Consider the following 21,955-nt stretch of genomic DNA (forward strand, 5'->3'; position numbering starts at 1 on the left):
TAAATATTAAAAATGGTTTGACATAGAGAGCAGATAAATTATAATATAAATGAAACGAATTCACTATTTCAATAATAAATGTTTTTTAATGTTTATTATTGAAAGCGTTTCATTTTTTGGTACCTGCAAACTTTTATTAACAAAGTTGATTTAAAAAAGGGGGATTTTTACATGAAGAAAATGAGAATTATGAGGTTGCTTGTCATGCTGTCCATTTTAGTCATCATTCTTTCAGCATGCAGCGGCAATAACGCAAACGGGGATGAGAAAAGCTCTGAAAAAGGCGGTGACGTATACACTTTTAAAGTAAGCCATGTGACACAAGAATCTCACGTCTGGCATCAAACTGCTTTGAAATTCGGGGAAGAGCTGGAAAAGCTTTCAGACGGAAGAATGAAACTGGAAATTTACCCTGCTTCTCAGCTCGGACTGGAAAAAGATATGGCACAGCAGCTTGAAACTGGCTCATTAGATTTTGGTTTTCTGACAAACGCTTATATGAGTACGCGCCAAGATTCATTAAACGCTTGGTTTATGCCATTCACGTTTAAAAATTTAGAAGAAGCGGTGAAAATGAGAGAATCGGAAGCTGCAAAGCAGATGTTGGAGGATCTGAATTCACAAGGGCTTGTCGGACTTGATTTTATTTTTGCCGGAAACCGCCACATTTTGATGAAAAACGGGCATGTCTCTTCTCCGCAAGACTTGAAAGGGAAAAAAATTCGCATTATTGGCAGCCCGGCTATTCAGGAATTTTGGGAAAAAGTCGGCGCTGGTCCAACCGCAATGCCGCTTTCTGAAGTATATACTTCTTTGCAAACTGGTGTCATCGATGGAATTGACATTGATTTAGATGCGTTAGTAACGGAAAAATATTATGAAAATGCTGAAAATTTAACGTTGACAAACCATATAACGTTCCCATCTGTTATTGTGATGAGTCAAAAAACATATGACAAGCTAACGACTGAAGATCAAGAAATTGTGAAAAAAGCATTAAAAGCAGCAGCAGATTGGGGTGTTCAAGAAGCAATTCAACGAGAGAATAAGAACTTGGAGGAATTAAAAAAGCATGGAGTTAAAGTAAAAGAACTTACCGATACCTCTGCTTTTGATTCGATCGCAAAAGAAGTGAAGGACAAATATGCTGAAAAATCACCGGTTATTAAAAAGTTCTTAGAGGAAGCGAAACAATAACGGGGGAGTTTTTATGAAGTTTATCCATAGCCTGAGTGAAATCTTACACAGTATTGAAAAAATTTTGGCGATCATTTTATGCATTTTTATGCTCATTTCATTATCTTTAGGTGTTTTCTATCGCTATTTCTTAAGCTCTCCTTTAAACTGGTCAGACGAAACCGCCATTTTTTCATTAGCATGGTTAACTTTTATTGGGGGAAGCATGAGTATTAAACGGCAGAACTCTGCTGCCGTTACTCTTTTTATGGATAAAATGAATGGAAAAACAAAAAAAGTTTTGATTGGCATCAGTTTGCTTTCCGTCCTTCTTTTCGCCTTGTATATTTTCTATTTATCTGTCATGTGGCTGTCATCATCTAATATAATGATTCAACGCTCCAATTCGATGCAATTGCCGATGATTATTCCATATTTGAGCGTACCTGTTAGTTTTTTCTTTATTAGCATTCATACGCTCGATTTGATTTTAAAAAATTTCCAAGGCAAAAAGGAGGCATTGTAATATGACTATCGCACTGTTAATCTTTATTATTCTCCTCCTTTTACAAGTACCGATTGCTTTTGTACTTGGAATCACGACGATTCTCTATATATTGTTAACTGGAAATACGGGTTTGTTATCAACAGCGCCCCAACGGTTATATTCAGGCCTTGAAAGTTACGGTCTACTTGCGATTCCGCTGTTTATGATGGCAGGGGAGTTAATGAATTCCGGCGGCATAACAAAGCGTTTAATTCGCTTTGCTACGACTCTTGTTGGGCATTTTAAAGGTGGATTGGCATATGTGAATGTCGTTTCGAATATGCTGCTTGCATCCATTATAGGGTCAGCTACAGCTCAAATTGCTATGATGAGCAAAATTATGGTGCCTTCAATGGAAAAGGAAGGATATTCAAGGGAATTTAGCGCCTCCACGACAGCAGCCGCAGGTCTTTTAGGTCCCATTATTCCGCCAAGCATGCTGTTTATTATCTATGGCGTTTCGTCAGGAGCATCGATCGGTTCAATGTTTTTGGCAGGAATTATGCCTGGAATTTTATTGGGGATTGCCTTTATATTACTAATTGCATACACAGGCTACAAGCAGAAGTGGCAGACGCATGAACGCGCTAAAATATCCGTCATGTTCCAATCTTTCTTGAATGTGATTCCTGCACTGTTAGTACCGTTTATAATTATTGTCGGTATTTTAAGCGGTGTTTTTACTCCTACGGAATCAGCAGCGTTTGCATGTGTTGTAGCGTTAGTTGTCGGTTTTTTTATTTATAAAGAACTGAAAATTAAAGATCTTCCAACTATTATGATTAATACAGCTATTTCAAGTGCTATCATTACTATGCTCATCGCAATGGCAAATTTATTTGGTTGGATGCTTTCATTTGAGAGAATTCCTCAAACAATTGCATCCTGGATGACTTCTTTAACTGAAAATCCGTTCCTGTTTCTTCTATTAGTTAATATTTTTCTATTAATTGTAGGAATGTTTATGGACGGAATCGCTGCATTGATTATACTTGTACCGATATTTACGCCAATCATTGCAAACTATGGAATTGATCCAATTCATTTCGGAGTAATTATTTGTATAAATTTAACAATTGGTCTCCTTACACCTCCAGTTGGAGCGGGGCTTTACCTTGCTTCTTCGTTGGGAAATGTCAAGCTGGAAGCCTTAACGAAAGCCATTTTGCCATTTTTGGTCGTGTCCATTATTGCATTGTTCATCATTACTTATTGGCCGCAGATGGTTCTTTGGCTTCCGAATATAATCAAATAATTGCCCATTAGCTCTAGCTTCAAAGATTTCTGGACATTTCGATAAACGTTTGATTTTGGAACAAACCCGTATTCAAGAAAGAGCGGGTTTGTTTTTGTTTGTTGGAAAGACAAAAAGCTGGAAGTATTAGAGAGTTTTTCTTTAAAGATGCATTTTCCTTTGTGCAGAAAAATAGATGCAGCGAGGAATATCGGTTTTTCTTGAAACTGCTAAACAGTTTGCACAAATTGAAGGAAAAAACCATTCCTACTATTTGTCGTGTATGAGGTTCATTCACAAGATAAAAAGCGCTTTTTACGAATCATTTAGCAAAGGGGGAGAGGAAAATCTAAATTTCGAGCCGTCTCATATTATGACAACTATCAAGCATCCATCACATTATGCAGGTCATATGCAGAAGCTGGCGTTGATGGAAAGTATCGGTCAGAGAAGAAATTTGGAAAAGATTATAATCAAAACAAATGAGGCTTGCATGAAAGTTTAATAGAACGAAACTTTCTGTAAGCCTTTTTTTAGCGTGATGACAAATATTAAGCAGATGAATTGAAATGAGGAAAGAATGCACGGGCACTGCTGAGTGAGGTATCCGCCCAGTTTTTAGAAAATAAATTCTGACTATTGACAATATTAATTTTATTTTTTAATATCGAATTAAGTAATTAAGTTCCCTATATCAGGAACAAATAAAAAATTTTATTTTTTTAGGATTGGTGGAAACGCATACATGATCATTAGTTTTGGATCAATTTTATTTTTCGGGAGGGTTTCCTATGAGCAAAAAAGAAGTCATCACGGACACAGAATTAAAAGAATATTACGATGGGATGAAAAATAGTTATTTAGGTCCGCTATGGTATGATTTAGGACACATGGTGACGAAAGAGCCTGTTCATGATGTGGAGCCATATTTATGGAAGTGGAAAACGATCCGCGATTATGTTATGAAGGCGGGAGAAATTTTAGAACCTGGAAAAGATGCTGAGCGGCGCGTTGTTTATTTGCAAAATCCTAATCTATTAAAACATGGATTAGTCGGATATGGGACACATACGTTGTATGCCGGAATCCAGCTATTGCTGCCGGGAGAATTTGCTCCTTCGCACCACCATTCTCAAGGAGCGATCCGTTTTATTATTGAAGGTTCTGGAGCTTATACAGCTGTGAATGGGGAAAAAGTGTACATGGAACGGGGAGATATGATTCTTACTCCTGCATGGACATGGCATGAACATAAACATGAAGGAACTGAACCGATGATTTGGCTGGACGGTTTGGATGTAGGACTTGTGAAAAATTTGGCTGCTTCTTTCTTCGAGCCTTATGAAAATGGATTTTATCCTGAACAGCCGCCTGAAAATTATTCAACTGAAAAATTTGCAAAAGGTGCGTTTGTCCCGAAAGGCAAAAAAGAAAAGCCTGGGTATCCGTCTCCTATTATTGGCTACAAATGGGAGCGCGCTAAATATGTTTTAGAGCAAATGAGTAAATCTCCAAAGGAAAACGAAGATCCGTATGATGGCTATGCGATTGAATACATCAATCCGACAACAGGAGGATCGGCAGATGAAAGAATCGGTTCGATGATGCAAAGATTGCTGCCGAACCAGCATACGAAAGCGCATCGCCATGTGCACAGCGCCATTTACCATGTTCTTGAAGGAAAAGGATATACAGTCATTAACGGACAAAAATTTGAATGGGAAAGAGGAGACTTCTTCATTCTGCCGCCGTGGAGCTGGCATGAGCATGTCAATGAAGGATCGGAGGACGCCTATTTGTTCTCATTCAATGATAAGCCGGTTATGGACATTCTTGGATTAGAATATGAAGAGGCCCATCCGGAAGGACATCAAAAAATTGAAAAAGTATTTACTCCAGGCCCGTAAATAGACTAAAAATTGTACAGAAGCGATTTAAGTGAGGAGTGTGCCTATGAAAATTGCCATTTTTAATGATAATCGATTAGGAATCGTAGCAGGCCAAAAAGTTTCAGATGTAACAACTACCGCTGACTGGGATCAAACAAATCCGCATGAATCATTAGTAAGGCTGATGGAAAATTTTGATTCATTAAAAGATACACTGGAAAAGGCAGCTCAAGAAGGAAAACAGTACGATCTTGAAGAAGTAGTTTTTAGAGCGCCTGTCCCTTCACCAAGCAAAATATGGGCTGCTCCTGTCAACTATAAAAAGCACCAAGAGGAGATGAACAAACAATTTAACAACGCTCCGAGAACGATTGAAGAACTTGCGCTGTTCTTAAAAGCTCCGTCATCTGTTTCAGGTCCGTCCGATCCGATTTTGCTTCCATTTAAAGACAGAAGAACAGATCATGAAGCAGAACTCGGATATGTCATCGGCAAAAAAGCGAAAAATGTTAAATATGAAGATGCAAAAGATTATATTTTCGGCTATTTCGCCTTATTGGACATTTCCATCCGGGGAAATGAAGAGAGAACATGGAGAAAATCTTTTGATACATTCACACCGATCGGTCCATGGATCGTGACGGCTGATGAGATTGAAAATCCAAATGATCTCTCATTGAAGCTCTGGGTCAATGAAGAATTGCGCCAGGACGGAAGCACGAAGCATTTAATTTATGATTGCTACAAATGTTTGGAAGTCGCATCGACTTATTCGACATTAAACCCTGGGGATATTATTGCAACCGGAACTCCTGAAGGTGTCGGACCGATCCGTGATGGAGATGTCGTCCGCATTCAAGTTGGAAGTGTGGGGGAATTTTCCGTAAACGTGAAATTTGCAGATGAGAATTAGAAGGTGGAAACATGAAAAATATTTATACGTTTAGAGTAGTGTGGGGAGATACAGACGCTGCTGGCATCGTGTTTTACCCGAATTTTTACCGATGGATGGATCAAGCCTCGCATGAATTGCTGCGCTCCGCAGGCTTTCCTGTGGCGAAGCTGCAATCGGATGAAAAGATCATTACACCGCTTTTGGAAGCATTTTGCCAGTTTAAATCACCTCTTCTTTATGATGATGAGGTAGCTGTCCATTCTGAAGTAGTAGAAGTTAACAACAAAGTTTTCAAAATCAAGCATACGTTTAAAAAAGGGGATCAAGTTGTAGCAGAAGGCCATGAAGTGAGAGCATGGACATCTGTCGCAGAAGATCGGCCAAAAGCAGTGCCTGTTCCTGAACATGTCAAAAACATCCTTTTGTCTTAATTTTAAGCTGAAGGCAAAGGTTGTTTTTGATAAACTCAATCGGAAAACCGCCATGTATGTAAGAAGGCGGTTTTCCGTCTACTTTTGATGGGAGGGATTTGAATGGCAGCAAACCGGATGACTGAAAATGTGCTGATTCATGAATTGATTGAAGAATCGGCAAAAAAATTTAAAGACCGTGTTGCTTTTGCAGAAGGGGACAATTTCTATACTTTTGAAAATTTGAATCAATTATCATTAAGATTGGCGAGGCATTTTATACAGCTAGGTTTGAAGAAAGGCGATGCCATCTCTGCACAGCTGCCCAATTGCTGGGAATTTGTTGTCGTACATCTTGCTGCATCGAGAATTGGGTTAGTGTTTAATCCGCTCAGTCCAAACTCGGAAAAAAGAGCTGCAATATATGCTTTCACATTGTGAAGCGAAAGCGTTTGTCACAATTGACAATTGGAAGGGATTCAATCATGAACAACTTGCTCATGAATTGAAGGCTCAGCTTCCTCATTTACAGCATGTTTTGGTGGCAGGGGAAAAGAAGAATGACCGCAGCATAAGTATCACAGCTTTGCTTGAATCAGAACCTGATTCCGTTTCTGATCAAGACATACATGAAAACTTACCGGCTTTTGATGATCCGTGCATCATATTATTTACATCAGGTACAGAGTCCAATCCTAAAGGAGTTCTTCATACATTCCGGACATTTGTTCCGTGCCATCTGCTAAATGGCAAGGAGTATCAAATAACGGACAATGATACCATTTTATGCTTAACTCCATTATGCCACATGTTTTCACTGCCGATGATTATCATTAGCCTTCGATATGGAGCGAAGCATTTACTTTATCGAGAATATAAATCAAATGAAATTATCGACTTATTGAAAAAAGAACAAGTATCTTTTTTGACTGCTGCACCCGCACATTTAATTGACTTATTAAGACAGTGCGAACAGCAAAATGTAAGCGGTTTAAATCCTCGGCTTATTTTAACTGGGGGAACAAAAATACCGGCGAAAATGGTTCAAGATCTTAGGGCTACATTAAACTGCGATGTTGCTGCTCAGTGGGGCATGAGCGAAATTTGTGCAGGAACCTTTACTCGTCCGGGCGATGAAGCTTCGTTAACATGGGAAACAGTTGGCAGACCGGCTCCGGTCGGGGAAGTCATCATTGTAGATGAACGGCACAAACCGCTTCCGACGGGCGAAATAGGAGAAATCGCTTTTAAAGGAGAAAGCTTATTTATTGAATATTATAAAAATCCGCAAGTAACCGCCCAGTCGTTTACGGAAGACGGCTATTTTTTAACAGGGGATCAAGGCTGGCTTGATGAAAAAGGATACCTCCATTTCGTCGGACGGACGAAAGATACGATTAACCGCGGCGGATTAAAATATCATGCTTCAGAAATTGAAGAAGCATTGCAAATGCATCCGAAAATCAAACAAGTGGCAATCGTCAGTGTTCCGGATCCTCGTCTAGGCGAACGGGGCTGCGCCTTCGTCTCTTTGCGAGAAAATGAAACGATTGATCTGGAGGAAATTAAAGAATATTTGCAGGAAAAAGGATTTGCAAAGTATAAGTTTCCAGAATATTTAGTGATTAAAGATGAACTGCCGACCACTCCGTCCGGAAAAATTTCAAAAGGGCTTGTCAGAGCAGAAGCAGCATCCTTATCTGAAAATTAAGCATGTATCAAGGCAGACAACGAGCAAAGGTTGTCTGCCTGTTTTAAACGACATGCTTTGGTCAAACGTGAGCAGAACTCACAAAAGATCAATAAAAAAGTCTGAGAAACCTTTTTTAAAAAGCTGCCCCAATGTTTGCACCAGCAGATCTTATTTTCTGAACAAAAACGCATAAGGGCTACTTTTAATAGGTGCTAGTTCATGTTTTGTGTGCTAGTTCTCTTTTTCATTTTAAAAGTTTAAACCCCATTCTTTTTTTGCCACGGATTTTATTTCGTTAATAGCATTTTGCTTTTTTTGAAGAATATGTTTATATTTTTCATCATCTGTTTCGAGATGGTTATTTACTTCAATTTGATAAGTTGCGTTATTTTCATCATCTATTACAATAAGACCATATGATAATTCTTTACTATAAAAAAGAGGAACCCAAACAATTAAATCCACTTTTTCTTTGCTATTACTTACTGATAAATTGGTATATGTCTGGAAAAGGGGAGCTTCATATACTGTAAGAACCATATCTGATTCGTTTTTCGCATAATCACCTAATGGGTTTTGTTCGAATCCTTTCGCATATGTTTTCACCAATTGGCCATTGGCATAAGTGTGGATGCCAAAATATAAAGCAAATATGCCAACAATTCCAATCATTATTTTTAAAAAAACTTTTTTATAATTCAATGATAACATCTCCCATCTTTTTTAATTCCTCATCATGTGTAACCAATATAATGGTCTTTCCTAATCTATTAAGTTCTTTTACATGTTCCATCACTAGATTGGGTTATATTTATCCAAGCTTCCTGTCGGTTCATCTGCCAATATAATACTGCATTTTTTCATAAACAGACGCGCAATGGCTACTCTTTGCTGTTCTCCACCGGACAAAGTATATATTTTTCTTTTTTCGTAACCATTCAATCCAACTTTTTCTAATGCTGCTGAGACAGTGGTATTGTTTCTATATTTCTTGTCGATCATCAGAATGTTTTCTTCAACAGATAAAGTTTGGGCGAGGGAAGTGGATGACTTCTTTGGTTACAAAGAAAAAGACGGGCGGTATATTAAACGGTTTGCATTGAAACATTTTTCGGTAGAAGGAGAGGAAAACATATGACAGAAGATAATAAAGAAAGATGTAAAGCTTGTGATGGAACAGGAATATTAGGATTTCAATTAGAAACTTGCTGGTTCTGTTGCGGGGCAGGATTAATTAGCAAAAGAAATGAAGTTAAAAAACCAAACCGAAAAATTCATTAATTTTAATATTAATATTTTCTTGAAAAGAGCAAGGGGCTGTCCGATAAGTCCCTAAAATGAAGCAAGTGGAGAAAAACAATTCGTTTCTCTCCACTTGCTTTTATATTTTTTCGATTTTTATCTGAAAGTAGCTGGCGGATGCCGGCTACTTTCAGGAAGTTGTGGGCTAATGCCACAATCCCAAACTCGACATGTACCTTGTCGAGGCCCCGCAAAGAAAATCTGCGGAACGACCGATTGCCCTTGATGTGACCGAACACACTTTCTGCCTCGACTTTGCGTCGAGCGTAGATAGCGGCTTTCTCTTCACATTCAAGGGCTGTTTTGGCCTTTGCTTTCATTTCTTCGAAGATGGGATTCCAGTGAACTTGTCGGTTGCCTTTCGCTTTTGTGCATTTCGCTTTCAATGGGCAATCGGTACAATCTTCACATTCGTATATTTTGAAGCTTTGTTCATAGCCAGATGGATTCTTTTTGTTTTGGTATTTTTTAAACGTTACTCTCCTTCCATTCGGGCAAATAAAACAATCATCCTCTTCACAATAGGTCCAGTTTTTGGCATTTTTAATGTCTTTTTTGTATGTACGTGTTTGTTCTTTTACATAGCTCCCATAAGGAATTAGAAACTCAAACCGGGGCTCTTTCTCATCACCAACTGCATATACATAGTTTTCTTCACTACCATAGCCTGCATCCGCAATAACTGTTTGGGGCATCGGTAATGAAGTGGAGGCTAGCTTCTCCATATGTGGGATAAAGCAACGTGTATCGGTCGGTCGTTGATGAATAGTATAAAACAAGATAAACTGATTCTCTGTCCCCATTTGCACGTTGTATCCGGGCTTGAGCTGACCGTTTTTCATATGGTCTTCTTTCATGCGCATGAAGGTTGCGTCTTTGTCTGTTTTCGAGTAGCTGTTACGGTCACCGAACATTTCCTTTTGTTCCTTGTATCTTGCCATTCGGGGCAGGAAATCTTCACGAATTTGTTTCACCGATTTCTTTAATTGACTGCGTTTTTTTCGCTTCTCTTTCCGAATGGATGTATCGGTCTCCTTTTCGATTTCTTCCGTTAGCGTTTCAACTTTTTCTTCTATTTCTTTTGCGGTTTCCTCCAGGTTTTGTTCGGTGATCTCTGTATGTTGATCGCTTTCCTTTTGCCCTGTTCCGGCTTCTAATTGGGTTAATTCATGAATGTGCTTTAGTGTTTCTTGGATTTTTTCTTTTAATTTCTCTTCGAATTTCAAAGTGGATTTTTTCCACACAAAAGAATACTTATTGGCATTGGCTTCGATCTTAGTGCCATCCAAAAAGTAGTTTTCCATCGTGATGTAATGTTCTTTTATCAATTTGAGAATCATGACTTCAAAGAGCTCATCCATGAAAGCTTTCATCCGTTCCCCTCGGAACTCATTAATGGTGCGAAAATCTGGTTGTTGCATCGCTGAAAGCCACATGGCAGGAATATTTTCTTTAACGAGTTTTTCGATTCCTCGGCAGGAATAAACCTTTTGAGAATAAGCATACAGAATGATTTTCAGCATCATTTTGGGATGATAGGAACTTCTGCCGCCGCCTTTATAATGAGAAAACAATTGTTTATCTGGTATCGCCTCCACCATTTCGTCCACGACACGTGCCACGTGATGTTCGGGTATGAGAGATTCAATATCATAAATCATTTGAACTTGACGGTTGTTATATGGTTTGAAAGTAGGGGCTAAATTTCTTTTGGCAGGAGTTTTTTCTTCTTTTCCATCTAGAGGAAGTGTCATTTGTGTGTTATAATTTTCACGAGTAATCATATGATTGCTCATAAAAAATCGTCCTTTCTGTAATGTTGTGTGGTAACTTCATTTTACTAGAAAGGACGATTTTTTTGTGCATTTTTTTTAAAAAGTGAAAAATGAGGGGCTCCAAAAAGTCAGTTACCCTGACTTTTTGGACAGCCCCTTTTATTTGCTAATAATCATCCGAATAAGGACCTTTCATCAAAGGGATATGTTTTATGAATTTTTTCAATTCGATTCCAAAGTAATTTTCTATATCTCGTTTTAGATTTTGCTCTAATTGAATAAATTCCCTTACGATATAGTCTAAATCAAAAACATTGTACAAATTTTGCTCTGCCCAAATAGATTTCACTCTTGCTTTATTTGAAAATGGAATTAAAGACAGAATAGCACCATCTTCATAATCGTCATATTCAATCGTATAATAATGGAATTCTGGAATATGTTCATCTGTGACTCTGTTTTTCCATTCGTATAATGCTTTATAGAATTCTAAAATAGCAAGTTCTGTTTCAAAGTATAACTCATTATTGATTTTTATTGTAAGTGTAGCTTCTACCGCTAATATGGTAGGAACATCACGTTTATCTTTATTTGAAATAATTCCATTATCAACTACAAAATTGTATTCAAAAGTTATTTTACTGGAAATGCTGTCCATATCTTACCATCATATCCTATCACTATTCTTATTTTTGTTTCACCTTTTTACAATGTCTTCCTTTACCACATCCGTGATATGACTAATCGTTGTTGGGGAGTAGGCATTTCCTAGAATTCGTTCAATAAACTTGCTAATTTCACGCGTACTCATGCCACTTTGATACATGTTAATGATCGCTTCCTCGAGCCAACACTGATAAATTGGTATATGTCTGGAAAAGGGGAGCTTCATATACTGTAAGAACCATATCTGATTCGTTTTTCGCGTAATCACCTAATGGGTTTTGTTCGAATCCTTTCGCATATGTTTTCACCAATTGGCCATTGGCATAAGTGTGAATGCCGAAATATAAAGAAAATATGACAACAATTTTTTTTATAATTCAATGATAACATCTCCCATCTTTTTTAATTCCTCATCATGTGTAACCAATATAATGGTCTTTCCTAATCTATTAAGTTCTTTTACATGTTCCATCACTAGATTGGCGTTATATTTATCCAAGCTTCCTGTCGGTTCATCTGCCAATATAATACTGCATTTTTTCATAAACAGACGCGCAATGGCTACTCTTTGCTGTTCTCCACCGGACAAAGTATATATTTTTCTTTTTTCGTAACCATTCAATCCAACTTTCTCTAATACTGCTGAGACAGTGGTATTGTTTCTATATTTCTTGTCGATCATCAGAATGTTTTCTTCAACAGTCTTATTTTCTACTAATGCAAAGTTTTGAAAAAGAAATCCGAGCTTCTCTCTATATGCCTTAAGAATATCATCGTTTTTCGAAAGATCTAAGCCGTCGATAAATACTTTCCCTGCATCTACCTTTTCAATCCCTCCTATTATATTTAAAAGCGTCGTTTTTCCGCTGCCGCTCTTTCCGCTGAATACGACAAATTCACCTTGCTTGATAGAACAAGAGAAATCCTCGAATAGAACACGATTCCCGAATTTTTTTGTTATATTTTTGATTTCCAGCATTTTATATACCCCCTTTTAATACGCGGGATATGCTTATCTGTTCAAATTTATTTATAAACAGTGAAAGAATGACAATAGTATTTATCAGCACAATTGTACTTGCGAAAAAAATATAAAGGAAAGAGAAATGATAGAACATAATTTTTCCCGCTAAGGCAATTCCCACACCTAAAATGAAGGCACCAATTAACAATCTGAATACACCTTTATACCTTTGAAAAAAAGTTTTTCCGAATACTTTATGAAGTGCTATTTCAATGGCTCTAGAATTAAAATCCATTTTTAAAATGGTAGATAAAGAAATATTAAATAAGATTAACAACATAATGCTTAAAATGATATTGATTAATAAAACTAATATTTTTTCAGCACGTTTTTCTAAATATAAATCTTTTATGTTATTTTTATAGAAAATTTCATCTTCATAGCCAATTTTTTTAATAAAAGCTTCAAAATTATTGTCATTGTTAAATTTAACTAATGAATTAAAGACATAGAAACCCATTTCATTACTAGGTAATTTACTATGGGTATCAAAAATAATGATAGGATTTTTCTTATAATTATCAGCTAAATTTGCCATATTAATATCATGTATTAATAATGTGTAAGGATTTTTAATAGTTATTGTTTCAAAAATCCCGTCATCATTTTGTAACAAGTTGGTAATTTCATTAGGTGTTGATGGATCAAATATACCTTTTTCTTTTAATTCCGCATCTGTATATCTAGAAATGAGATAATATCTGTCCTCTTTCAGTTTATTTAAATCAATTCCTAAATCTTTAATTTCCTTTTTCGCATATTTATTCAAATACACTATAGACTCATTTACATTCACCATACTTGACGAAATACCGCCATTGTTTGAAAAATCAAATGATAAATGAATTCGGTATTTATCGAGATAATCATTATAAAATTTAACTGCATATTCTCTTTCTGTTTCAAAGTTCGTAGTTTCGGTATAGTTTTTTAATAAAAAGAGGACATTATCGTAATCATAATATTCTTCCCAATGATCCCTCTGGTTAATCGTTAATATAGCATCGTAAATCGTCTTCAGATTGAAGGTTAAAGTTAAGATTAAGGTTACAGTTATGATAAACAATATAAAAAAGGCTAATATTTTATATCCTAATGTGTAATAGCTTCTTACAAATGTTTTCTTAATATCCAAATTGCGAAGCATAAGATAGAGAATATTTGTAGAAAGTACGATAACAAACAACATGAGAACTGATATTAATAGAAACTTAGATGATTCAGTTATAAAAATCGCTAGTAACATACCAATAAAAGCACTGCTAATAATAGTTACTGAATTTGTAATTATCAAGGGAACAATTATACTTTTCTTATCAGACCCATTAAAATATTTAATTAAAACTTCCTTTTTTAGGCTATTCACCTCAAACATGGTATATAAGAATATAATGAAAAACACGAAGGTCCAAGCCGAAATAATCATAAATATTGCATCATTTTGATAGCGGTTTTCTTCGGGTTTGCTCATTCCGTATTTATCAATTGTTTCAGAACGCAATTTTTCCACGCTTTTTTTAGTGCCAAAAACATAAAAGTATTCTTCTTTTTTTATCTCAGTAATATCGCTAAAGGGTTTAAATATAATTTCTCTCTTGCCGCTAATTAACGATTTAAATATAGAATGATCATTCTTTACTAATATTCTTTTTTTAAAATAATTTTTATGTTCCTCTGTAGAATAGATCGTATAGGTAGCAGAATTGTAATGCACCCCTTTGTCAAGACACAAATTGATAATATTTAAGTTATCCATTCTCTCCTTTCGCTATGAATGTGGTGCGTGTGCGATAAAGGCTTGACATGGAGCCTCTACGGGCACGATTTTTTGCGCTGGAGCGATGGACAGATAACATCGCATGGCTAAAACAGCCTATCATGCCCGTCTCTCCATATAAAGCCTCTCATCACGTTCGATGGTTAGGATGCTTGAGCCATCTTAGGTTGCTTGTACACTGTTGCTGGCGTCAAATAGTCCAAGGATTGGTGAGGTCGGTCTGTATTATAGAACGTAACATAGCGTCGAATGCCTTTTCGCAACTCTTTAGGATTCTCGAATTCATTGAGATAGATACATTCATACTTTAAAGCTCTAAAGAATCGTTCCGTACGACTATTGTCTGTTGCTCGTCCTTTGCCATCCATTGATACCTGGATGCCATACTCTTTCAACAGCCCGAGATAGTCAGCGTTTGTAAAATGGCTGCCCTGGTCACTATTGATGATGGCCGGCTTACCATGACGCAATGCCCGCTTCAGACAGTCGATGACAAATCCTTTCTCCAGCGTACTAGATAACTCGTAATCGATCACTTTGCGGCTGAACCAGTCGATGATGGTAAACAGGTACATAAAGCCCCGTCCCATACGAAGGTAGGTGATATCCACTCCCCATACATGGTTCGGACGGGTGATCTCCCATCCACGGAGCAGGTAAGGCCGGCAGTACTTGGCATGTAGCCTCTTACTAAGGTTGGGTTTTGGGTAAATAGCTTGTATACCCATAAGGCGCATGAGACGGCGTACGCGTTTATGATTCACATCAAATCCTTTCTCACGAAGTTTCGCAGTCATGCGCCTGTAGCCAAAGTAGGGATGAGCTGTATAAAGCATATCCATTTCGTGCATGAGCATGATGTTTTCTGAGCTTTCTGTTTGCCCCTTTGATTGGCGATACACGCTAGTACGATGAATACCTAATAACTGTGCCTGACGCTTGATGCTGATCGATGGGTGATTGAATTCGACCATAGCCTTTCGTTCGTCAACAGACTTATTTGAGCCCAGATTTTTTTTTCAGCCAGTCAACTTCAACCGTTAACTGACCTACCAATTTCTCTAAATTTTCTTGTTTGGCCTCATATTCTTTACGGATTTTATCCACTTCGCTTGAGCCTTTTTCAAAGACCATCGAGGATCGTTCTAGAAATTCTGCTTTCCAACGACTGACCATGACTGGGCTTAATTCATATTTGGCGGCTATTTCATTGACGGTTTGCTCTTCACGCAACACCTCAAGAACCACCTTAGCTTTAAATTCTGCGGTATATCGGTTTCTTTTTTTCATGGTATCATTATAACTTATTTATCACGCTCATGTGTCTCACCTTATGGGAGCATTATAAATTACTAGAATTAACGGTTGATGATACGACATATATTTTTAAATTTAGTTCTTTGCTCAGTCGGTCTAAATCTTGTATGTACTCTCGATTTAACTTCTCACTTTTCACATCTGTTGTATACTTAAAATCACTTTCAAATACTTTTCCATCTACATAATAAATATATGCGTCCCCTATAATTGTGAAGGCTATAAAAAATAACAGGGAGAAAAACGCAAGCTTCTGTTTATTGACCATACATCATAAATCCTCCATTAAATAAAATGGTATATTTGTCAGCTTGTTCTAATTGGAGCTGCTCTAATATTCTTTCATATTGCTTAGTATCTGCTATCATTTTGATTATAAGGGAATTAGTGTAAAAAATTCCATATTTAAACGTTAATTTTTATATATTTTTGTGGAAATATTGAAAAAAATCTTAAAACCTTGTTATCAAGAGTTTTGAGAGTTTTTAAACTGTGTTTTTCGCAACAGATCTACAAAAATTCGCACATCAACTATTAAATCCAACGTTGGAGAACGAAGCGCACCTTCATAAAGTATTGGTGATTCGATATGGATTGATCCGCACGCTTTAAAGTACTCCATCTGTTAAAATGTGTGAATGACCGCATCCGAATAGTTGAATGCTTCCGACCTTTTAAATCGCTTCATTAACTGCATAAGCAGACTTATTTTGCAAATAAAAAAGAACCGAGACACGTACCAACAGAACATCTCCCGGTTCTTGTATAGTATGCATTTTTTTCAGCTTCTCATGCTTCGATGCAACAGGTGAGAACTCTTTTACAAAGGGGGGAGACACAGTATAATTACAGCATCTCTTAAGTAGTCGATTGGGCAATTTTCCAACTCTTTCTTCGAAAGATTAGTTCATTTCTTTTGTAATCATCGTCAATTGATCTGCAGAGTGGGACACTTCTTCAAACGCTTTTCCTAATTCATTTACCACATTTACAAACGATATCAATTCCGTCTCGATTTTATTGTTTTGATCCATTGTTTTAGCCATTGTGTCCAAAATTTGCTCAAAGTGTTTCTCTGTTTCTTGCATGTTTTGATGACCGTTATTCACTTCTGTTTTTATTTTTTCAAGCGACTTTGTAAGATCCTCTACTTGTTTTTGGGTATTTTGAATGAGAGAAGATACTTTTGAAACTGAATTCTTAGTTTGTTCGGCCAATTTACGGACTTCTTCAGCTACAACAGCAAAACCGCGGCCAGATTCACCTGCTCTTGCAGCTTCTATGGCAGCATTAAGCGATAATAAGTTGGTTTTGTCAGCAATTCCAGTAACAATGCCGACGATTTCTTGCATTTTATTTGATATTTCCAATAATAAATGGACATCATTTGATATATTATCAACGGCACTATAAATGTTCGACATGTTTAATGTCTGTTGATGCATATGTTCTTTTCCTTTTTCGGCACGTTCTTGTGCGGTTAGAGATAGATTAGTTCCGTTTTTTGCAAGGGAAACGATTTCGTTTGATTGCGCGATTAATTGCTGGAAAGAAGCATTTGTCTGCTCCGAGATTGCAGCCAGATTTTGAGATGCTTTTGCAACATTTTTACGAACTGACCTTTTTTGTTCCTCTATTGCAATTGCTTCCTTTAATCTTATTGATTCAGTATCATACGCCTCTAATACCAATTGTTGTTCTAAGTTTATAATTTTAGAGACCGCTCTTATGGCAAGAAAGCAATCTTTCTTATTCATCATATTTTGTTGGATAATATCCATAAGTGCTAAAAATAGATCCTGAAATGCACACATATACCATTTCGTTTGAAGACCTATCCTTACATGCATATGTGCCATTTTAATTCTTTTGTCGGTGAAAGCTGCATCTATTCTTCCGTTAAACATTTCAACAATATGTTGTCTAAGCGTCTTTTTTAATTTTTCTATCGAACTGTTATCATTAATAATTTTTAAAAGCGATGGTTCTTTTTCCAAGTTCTTATAAAATCTATCAGCAATTAAATCAATTTTTTCTATTACGAATGGCTGTATAGCATTAATAATCTGTAAATCTTTTTCTGTTAGGTCGATCATTAAGATTTGCCTTTCAATTTCACTGCCTTTCGTGATACTTATATTGCCTTTCCCTTGATCAAAATTAAAATACGAATTTTCTTGCTTTGTTCTTTTGAAAATCACCTATATTTCACCCCGTTACAACATGTAGGCATGTGCCAATACGAATAAATCCCGAAAAATACAACAATACATAACATTTTTGAAAATATTTTACATCATCCGTTCCAAAAATGTTGGGATGATTTTGGATAACCAACCCTATTATCTAACTAGCTGTATAAGGCAATTAAATATCATTTAGCTTCTTTATGTACCTATTCACGCTGCGAGTACGGATGGCAGTGAAACGATATTGAGCGGCTAGAGCAGAAATAATAGTTTCCACAATTTTAACCATCGTACCAAATGAGTTTTTTCTTCTGCTTAATTTGTTATAAATTATTCAGTTTCAACCGACATGCTGCACTTGTTCGGCATGGGGTTGACCCTCCTCTTCGATTTCCAACTCTCTTAAAATTTTATCGCGATATTTTCGGTTTTGACGTGTTCCTGAAATAATTTCAGAAAGGCGGCTTAACGGGATTTTATGCTGCTCGCAAAACTCCTTATGGGTCATTTCAAGTTCTGCCAAGCGCCGCTTGATTTTCCACCCTAACGGAGTGATGCGTTGTTTGCGAACCGCCATTAAAATCACTCCTTTCTATGATCATTCTGTTTCCCTATGCCGAATTTTGGTAGAATGAAAGGGAGTCATAACTATATTGAGGATTAGAATTCGTTATGAGATGTTGATTCAAAAATCTATTGCTGATTAACTATGTCCTGGTGCTATCTCCGAAAGATTTTCATGTATAACGAGGACGGAGAAACGCAGCAGGAGCTTTTATCATCCTTAAAGCTTCACATCGACCAGATTGTTCAGGAGATTAAGCCTGCTCATCATGTTGTAAAACCAAACTGTGGATAAATAAAAGAACCAAGTTCTTCAATTCATGCCAGTACTAGCTCTATTTAGAGACTATCTATATTTCGGAGAATTTAATGCAGATGGTATTAAAAAACAGTGAAGCATTTCCATTTGTATATCTTCAACTGATTGATGTAGTTGGGAACAAGTTGTTTTCTCGATGCTTCAAATTGGCAATTTTTAAAGGACAGTGATTCAACAGTTTATGTATGAATTTGAAAGCTCAAAGAACTATTTTAGATAGCAAAACTCTGCTTGATGCTTCGAATGGGTATAGCCTTTGATTGAGCTCGTCTATTTCTTTCATTGTTAAGATCAATAATCAGAAGGCTTTCCGGGCATAAAGAACATTTGATATGCTGCATTTTTCAGTCGGCACGCTGTACCTGTTTCATCCAAAGCATCTGCACCGGAACAACAGCTTGCTTATTCCAATCATTGGATCGCGATGCTATTGTTGTGCAATGATTCAACTGCTAGTTCAGTTTCAAGGCTGCAAAAGCGGTTGTGATGATTAATATAGAGGATAAACCGCTGCGCACTGATTATTTAAACGGATATATAGTCCATCGGTAACCTTCATGTAATGATTTATGACGGTTCTTTTGGACCAATGGACTAGGAAACTTACGCAGATTGTCGAACTTTCACATCTATTTACACTTTATTTTTGTTTGACAAGGTAATCGGTTACCACTTTTGATTACATTATATATTCCTATAAGACGAAAATCAACAAAATTTTCCTTTAGGACTAAAAATATTTCTTTTAGGAAGATTATAGAGAGGTTGACAAAAAATGAACGATTTCAAAAAGGAATTGGGCAGTCGGATAAGACGAATTCGTAAAGAAAAAGGTTTGACACTTGAGGAAATGGCAAAAGCTACTGGCATTACGAATAGCGCACTAAGCAAAATTGAAAGAGGAGCAGTTTCAGTTTCTGCTGAGAATCTATCATTAATAAGCAGAGTTTTAGGAGTGAGTAATGATTTCTTGCTATACGGCGAGGCTTATTTGACTAGTGTTCCGATTTCTGAAACTAATGATAAATTTACGTTAGATTCTTGTTTACAAGAAATGACTGACCGTGCTTCAGCTGAAGACGATAAAATTAAAAAATCTCCATTGTTTAAAAGATTTCAGGATTTAACCATAAAATGCTTGAAAGGCGAAAACAGTTCGGTCAGCTTAGATCCTGAAGCACTAATGAATCTATTTAAAGCTTCAGCTGCTCTTTTTGCCGATCCATCTATAAAAGTTAGTGAAAACGAAATGATCGATCAACAAAATGACAAAAACGAACTTTCTCCAGAAGAGCAGGAACTAATCGAAATCCTCCGTCAATTGGATGACGGCGACAAATTTGAAATTATGACTATTGCCAGAATGAAAAGAGACATCACTAAAAGGTATGGCAAACGAAAAAAGGGGATGTCATCTACATCGATTTCCGAGGGGGCTGCCGTATCTGAAAAACGTTATGATAAGTTTGCTTAATTTTATATTCCAAAATGGTAAGTATGTTACCATTTTTAAAAATTGAGCAGGTCTCGTATTTTCCCCTAACAGGTAGACAGTTAAATGTAATGATTTTATGCTCCTAACCGTCTACATGGGAGGGGATTTTTTTAAAGCAAAGAAAGGATAAACGTTTCAATTTTTATCAAAGCATTTATTTTATAATGAAGGTTTGGATTTATTTAGGCATTTTGTAACTGAAAGACAATATTATACAAAACCGACAATTTAAATATGTAAGTGAATTTCGAAACGGATTGACCTTATCCTAAGCGGAATTTGTTGTCAATACGAACTTTTCACGAAAGTGTAATCGAGTACACTAAAACCATTCAACTAAAGAAGAACTATTAAGGGCATCCTGGCTGGTGTACTATTCGTTTTGGCTGGTATTTTCATTACGACACGAGAGAGACATGGGGCTGTCCAGAAAATCAAATCCCATTAAAAACAAAAATCATAAACATCGATATATCAACGTTTCTAAAACATTAAAGGGGGCGTCAATAAGCCGTAAAAACGACTTATTAGACACCCCCATTTTATGAGACCTTCAGGATACAAGGTCAACCAGCTGCAATTTGCGCTTTTTCAACAAGTGCATCCAAATGACGGATTATTTTGTCGTATATTGCTTGGATAATAAATTCGCAAATTGTTACATGATCCGATATACATCCCCAGTTCGCCTCTAGAGAACCACAGAAAATGGAGAAGAGAAAAATTAACTCAACTTGCTCGTTTATTAAATTCCTCCCTCAACCTCTTCCGGTAAAAAATCTCATTATATGGGAAAAAATATAAAAAGTATGTTGGCCGATCTGACAAAACAACGTTGTATCATTTTTTATTTCGTTAATATAAAAGCAAACATTCCATTCTCATTATGTAAATTTTTTTACATAGGAGGGGTTTAGATGTCAGAGGTGATTCGGAAAACGATTTTATTATTGCAAACTATTCAGCCGAACGAAAATAAAGAAGAGTGGAGTACTACGGAAATCAGTAAAAAGCTCGGTATTCCCGTTCAAACGGTGCACCGATTGCTGACTTGTTTAGAAGAGTATGGATTTGTGTATAAAAACAAACAAACGAGAAAATTCCGTCTAGGCCTTACATTGCTTCAATTAGGTCTTTCCATACGAGACAATCTATCGGTTCGTAATGCTGCAGTACCAATTATGGAAAAGCTGGCCCAAAAAACAAAGGAAAGTGTGTACTTGACCGTACCGGAAGGATGTGAAGGCGTGTTTATTGATTGTGTTGATTCGCCGCATTGGCTTAGAATTGTCGAACCGATTGGAATGCGTCTTCCTTTATGCGTAGGTGCTTCGAAAAAAGTGATTTTAGCATACTTGGAAGAGAAAACAAGAAGCCAAGTGATTAAAGATCTTGTAAAAAATGGAAGGATAAAAGACGTGGATCATCTTCACCTACATTTAATGTTAATTCGAAAGCATGGATATTGTATTTCTTTCGGGGAAACAACAGAAGGAACCGCCAGTGTGGCAGCTCCTATTTTCTCTTGGGAAAATAAAGTGATCGCCTCTTTAAGTGTTGCCGGGCCGGAAACGCGTTTTACGAAAGATGAGTTAGCCGGTTTAATATCTACCACAATCAGAGCCGCAAATGAAATTTCCGAAGAACTAGGCTGGGTACCAAACAGATGACCAAAGGATGAAA

19 protein-coding genes and 2 pseudogenes are annotated in these 21,955 nt (G+C 36.7%); 11 read left to right on the forward strand and 10 right to left on the reverse strand.

Annotated elements, in window-relative coordinates; genetic code table 11:
• The first annotated feature begins 171 nt into the window (after positions 1 to 171).
• The 8 genes and pseudogenes from NSQ84_RS06010 (at position 172) to NSQ84_RS06045 (ending at position 7,862) form a co-directional block, all read left to right on the forward strand.
• On the forward strand, positions 172 to 1,197 hold the full coding sequence (locus NSQ84_RS06010; RefSeq protein ID WP_063386384.1) for a TRAP transporter substrate-binding protein: 1,026 nt from the start codon (positions 172 to 174) through the stop codon (positions 1,195 to 1,197).
• Positions 1,198 to 1,210: 13 nt separating this feature from the next.
• The gene (locus tag NSQ84_RS06015; RefSeq protein WP_063386383.1) at positions 1,211 to 1,702 is read left to right on the forward strand and encodes a TRAP transporter small permease; all 492 of its coding nucleotides are present in this window, start codon (positions 1,211 to 1,213) and stop codon (positions 1,700 to 1,702) included.
• 1 nt (position 1,703) lies between these two features.
• The gene (locus tag NSQ84_RS06020; protein ID WP_063386382.1) at positions 1,704 to 2,978 is read left to right on the forward strand and encodes a TRAP transporter large permease; all 1,275 of its coding nucleotides are present in this window, start codon (positions 1,704 to 1,706) and stop codon (positions 2,976 to 2,978) included.
• 770 nt (positions 2,979 to 3,748) lie between these two features.
• Positions 3,749 to 4,864 (forward strand): cupin domain-containing protein, encoded by a 1,116-nt coding sequence (locus tag NSQ84_RS06025; protein WP_066251654.1) that lies wholly within the window; start codon positions 3,749 to 3,751, stop codon positions 4,862 to 4,864.
• A 46-nt stretch (positions 4,865 to 4,910) separates the two neighbouring features.
• The gene (locus NSQ84_RS06030; protein ID WP_327863087.1) at positions 4,911 to 5,759 is read left to right on the forward strand and encodes a fumarylacetoacetate hydrolase family protein; all 849 of its coding nucleotides are present in this window, start codon (positions 4,911 to 4,913) and stop codon (positions 5,757 to 5,759) included.
• Between the two features lie 11 nt (positions 5,760 to 5,770).
• Positions 5,771 to 6,172 (forward strand): thioesterase family protein, encoded by a 402-nt coding sequence (locus tag NSQ84_RS06035; RefSeq protein WP_063386378.1) that lies wholly within the window; start codon positions 5,771 to 5,773, stop codon positions 6,170 to 6,172.
• A gap of 117 nt (positions 6,173 to 6,289) precedes the next feature.
• Positions 6,290 to 7,370 (forward strand): annotated as a pseudogene (locus NSQ84_RS06040) (long-chain fatty acid--CoA ligase); the annotation flags it as partial.
• 231 nt (positions 7,371 to 7,601) lie between these two features.
• Positions 7,602 to 7,862: a hypothetical protein gene (locus NSQ84_RS06045; protein ID WP_339212743.1), complete on the forward strand. Its 261-nt coding sequence runs from the start codon at positions 7,602 to 7,604 to the stop codon at positions 7,860 to 7,862.
• Positions 7,863 to 8,093: 231 nt separating this feature from the next.
• Here NSQ84_RS06045 and NSQ84_RS06050 read toward each other — a convergent pair whose 3' ends face one another.
• Positions 8,094 to 8,546: a hypothetical protein gene (locus NSQ84_RS06050; RefSeq protein ID WP_094245456.1), complete on the reverse strand. Its 453-nt coding sequence runs from the start codon at positions 8,544 to 8,546 to the stop codon at positions 8,094 to 8,096.
• Positions 8,547 to 8,639: 93 nt separating this feature from the next.
• The gene (locus NSQ84_RS06055) at positions 8,640 to 8,846 is read right to left on the reverse strand and encodes an ATP-binding cassette domain-containing protein (protein WP_339212388.1); all 207 of its coding nucleotides are present in this window, start codon (positions 8,844 to 8,846) and stop codon (positions 8,640 to 8,642) included.
• A 132-nt stretch (positions 8,847 to 8,978) separates the two neighbouring features.
• Between NSQ84_RS06055 and NSQ84_RS06060 the strand changes: the two genes are divergently transcribed.
• Positions 8,979 to 9,125 carry a hypothetical protein gene (locus NSQ84_RS06060; protein ID WP_157727926.1) on the forward strand — a complete coding sequence of 49 codons (147 nt, stop codon included), beginning with the start codon at positions 8,979 to 8,981 and terminating at the stop codon, positions 9,123 to 9,125.
• Positions 9,126 to 9,133: 8 nt separating this feature from the next.
• Here NSQ84_RS06060 and NSQ84_RS06065 read toward each other — a convergent pair whose 3' ends face one another.
• The 8 genes and pseudogenes from NSQ84_RS06065 to NSQ84_RS06100 form a co-directional block, all read right to left on the reverse strand.
• The gene (locus NSQ84_RS06065) at positions 9,134 to 10,942 is read right to left on the reverse strand and encodes an IS1182 family transposase (RefSeq protein ID WP_339212390.1); all 1,809 of its coding nucleotides are present in this window, start codon (positions 10,940 to 10,942) and stop codon (positions 9,134 to 9,136) included.
• A 145-nt stretch (positions 10,943 to 11,087) separates the two neighbouring features.
• The gene (locus NSQ84_RS06070) at positions 11,088 to 11,579 is read right to left on the reverse strand and encodes a hypothetical protein (RefSeq protein WP_094245458.1); all 492 of its coding nucleotides are present in this window, start codon (positions 11,577 to 11,579) and stop codon (positions 11,088 to 11,090) included.
• Between the two features lie 45 nt (positions 11,580 to 11,624).
• Positions 11,625 to 11,777: pseudogene (locus NSQ84_RS06075) on the reverse strand (transposase); the annotation flags it as partial.
• Positions 11,778 to 11,957: 180 nt separating this feature from the next.
• Positions 11,958 to 12,566: an ATP-binding cassette domain-containing protein gene (locus tag NSQ84_RS06080; RefSeq protein WP_339212392.1), complete on the reverse strand. Its 609-nt coding sequence runs from the start codon at positions 12,564 to 12,566 to the stop codon at positions 11,958 to 11,960.
• Position 12,567: 1 nt separating this feature from the next.
• Positions 12,568 to 14,367, reverse strand: a complete 1,800-nt coding sequence (locus NSQ84_RS06085) for a hypothetical protein (protein WP_339212394.1) — start codon at positions 14,365 to 14,367, stop codon at positions 12,568 to 12,570.
• Between the two features lie 164 nt (positions 14,368 to 14,531).
• Positions 14,532 to 15,678, reverse strand: a protein-coding gene (locus tag NSQ84_RS06090) for an IS3 family transposase (protein WP_339212396.1) whose coding sequence is annotated in 2 segments (ribosomal slippage) — positions 14,532 to 15,407 and positions 15,409 to 15,678 — 1,146 coding nt in all. Because the reading frame shifts where the segments join, the coding sequence is not laid out codon by codon here.
• Between the two features lie 929 nt (positions 15,679 to 16,607).
• Positions 16,608 to 17,906: a globin-coupled sensor protein gene (locus tag NSQ84_RS06095; protein ID WP_339212398.1), complete on the reverse strand. Its 1,299-nt coding sequence runs from the start codon at positions 17,904 to 17,906 to the stop codon at positions 16,608 to 16,610.
• A 328-nt stretch (positions 17,907 to 18,234) separates the two neighbouring features.
• Positions 18,235 to 18,471 carry a hypothetical protein gene (locus NSQ84_RS06100; protein ID WP_063389449.1) on the reverse strand — a complete coding sequence of 79 codons (237 nt, stop codon included), beginning with the start codon at positions 18,469 to 18,471 and terminating at the stop codon, positions 18,235 to 18,237.
• Positions 18,472 to 19,552: 1,081 nt separating this feature from the next.
• Here NSQ84_RS06100 and NSQ84_RS06105 point away from each other — a divergent pair.
• Together NSQ84_RS06105 and NSQ84_RS06110 are read left to right on the forward strand one after the other, a co-directional pair.
• A complete protein-coding gene (locus NSQ84_RS06105; RefSeq protein WP_339212400.1) occupies positions 19,553 to 20,251 on the forward strand; it encodes a helix-turn-helix transcriptional regulator in 699 nt (232 codons plus the stop codon).
• Positions 20,252 to 21,189: 938 nt separating this feature from the next.
• The gene (locus tag NSQ84_RS06110; RefSeq protein WP_339212403.1) at positions 21,190 to 21,942 is read left to right on the forward strand and encodes an IclR family transcriptional regulator; all 753 of its coding nucleotides are present in this window, start codon (positions 21,190 to 21,192) and stop codon (positions 21,940 to 21,942) included.
• Positions 21,943 to 21,955: the final 13 nt, after the last annotated feature.

Origin of the sequence: Aeribacillus sp. FSL K6-3256, from assembly GCF_037965805.1 — a bacterium.
GTDB classification, from domain to species: Bacteria; Bacillota; Bacilli; order Bacillales; family Aeribacillaceae; genus Aeribacillus; species Aeribacillus composti.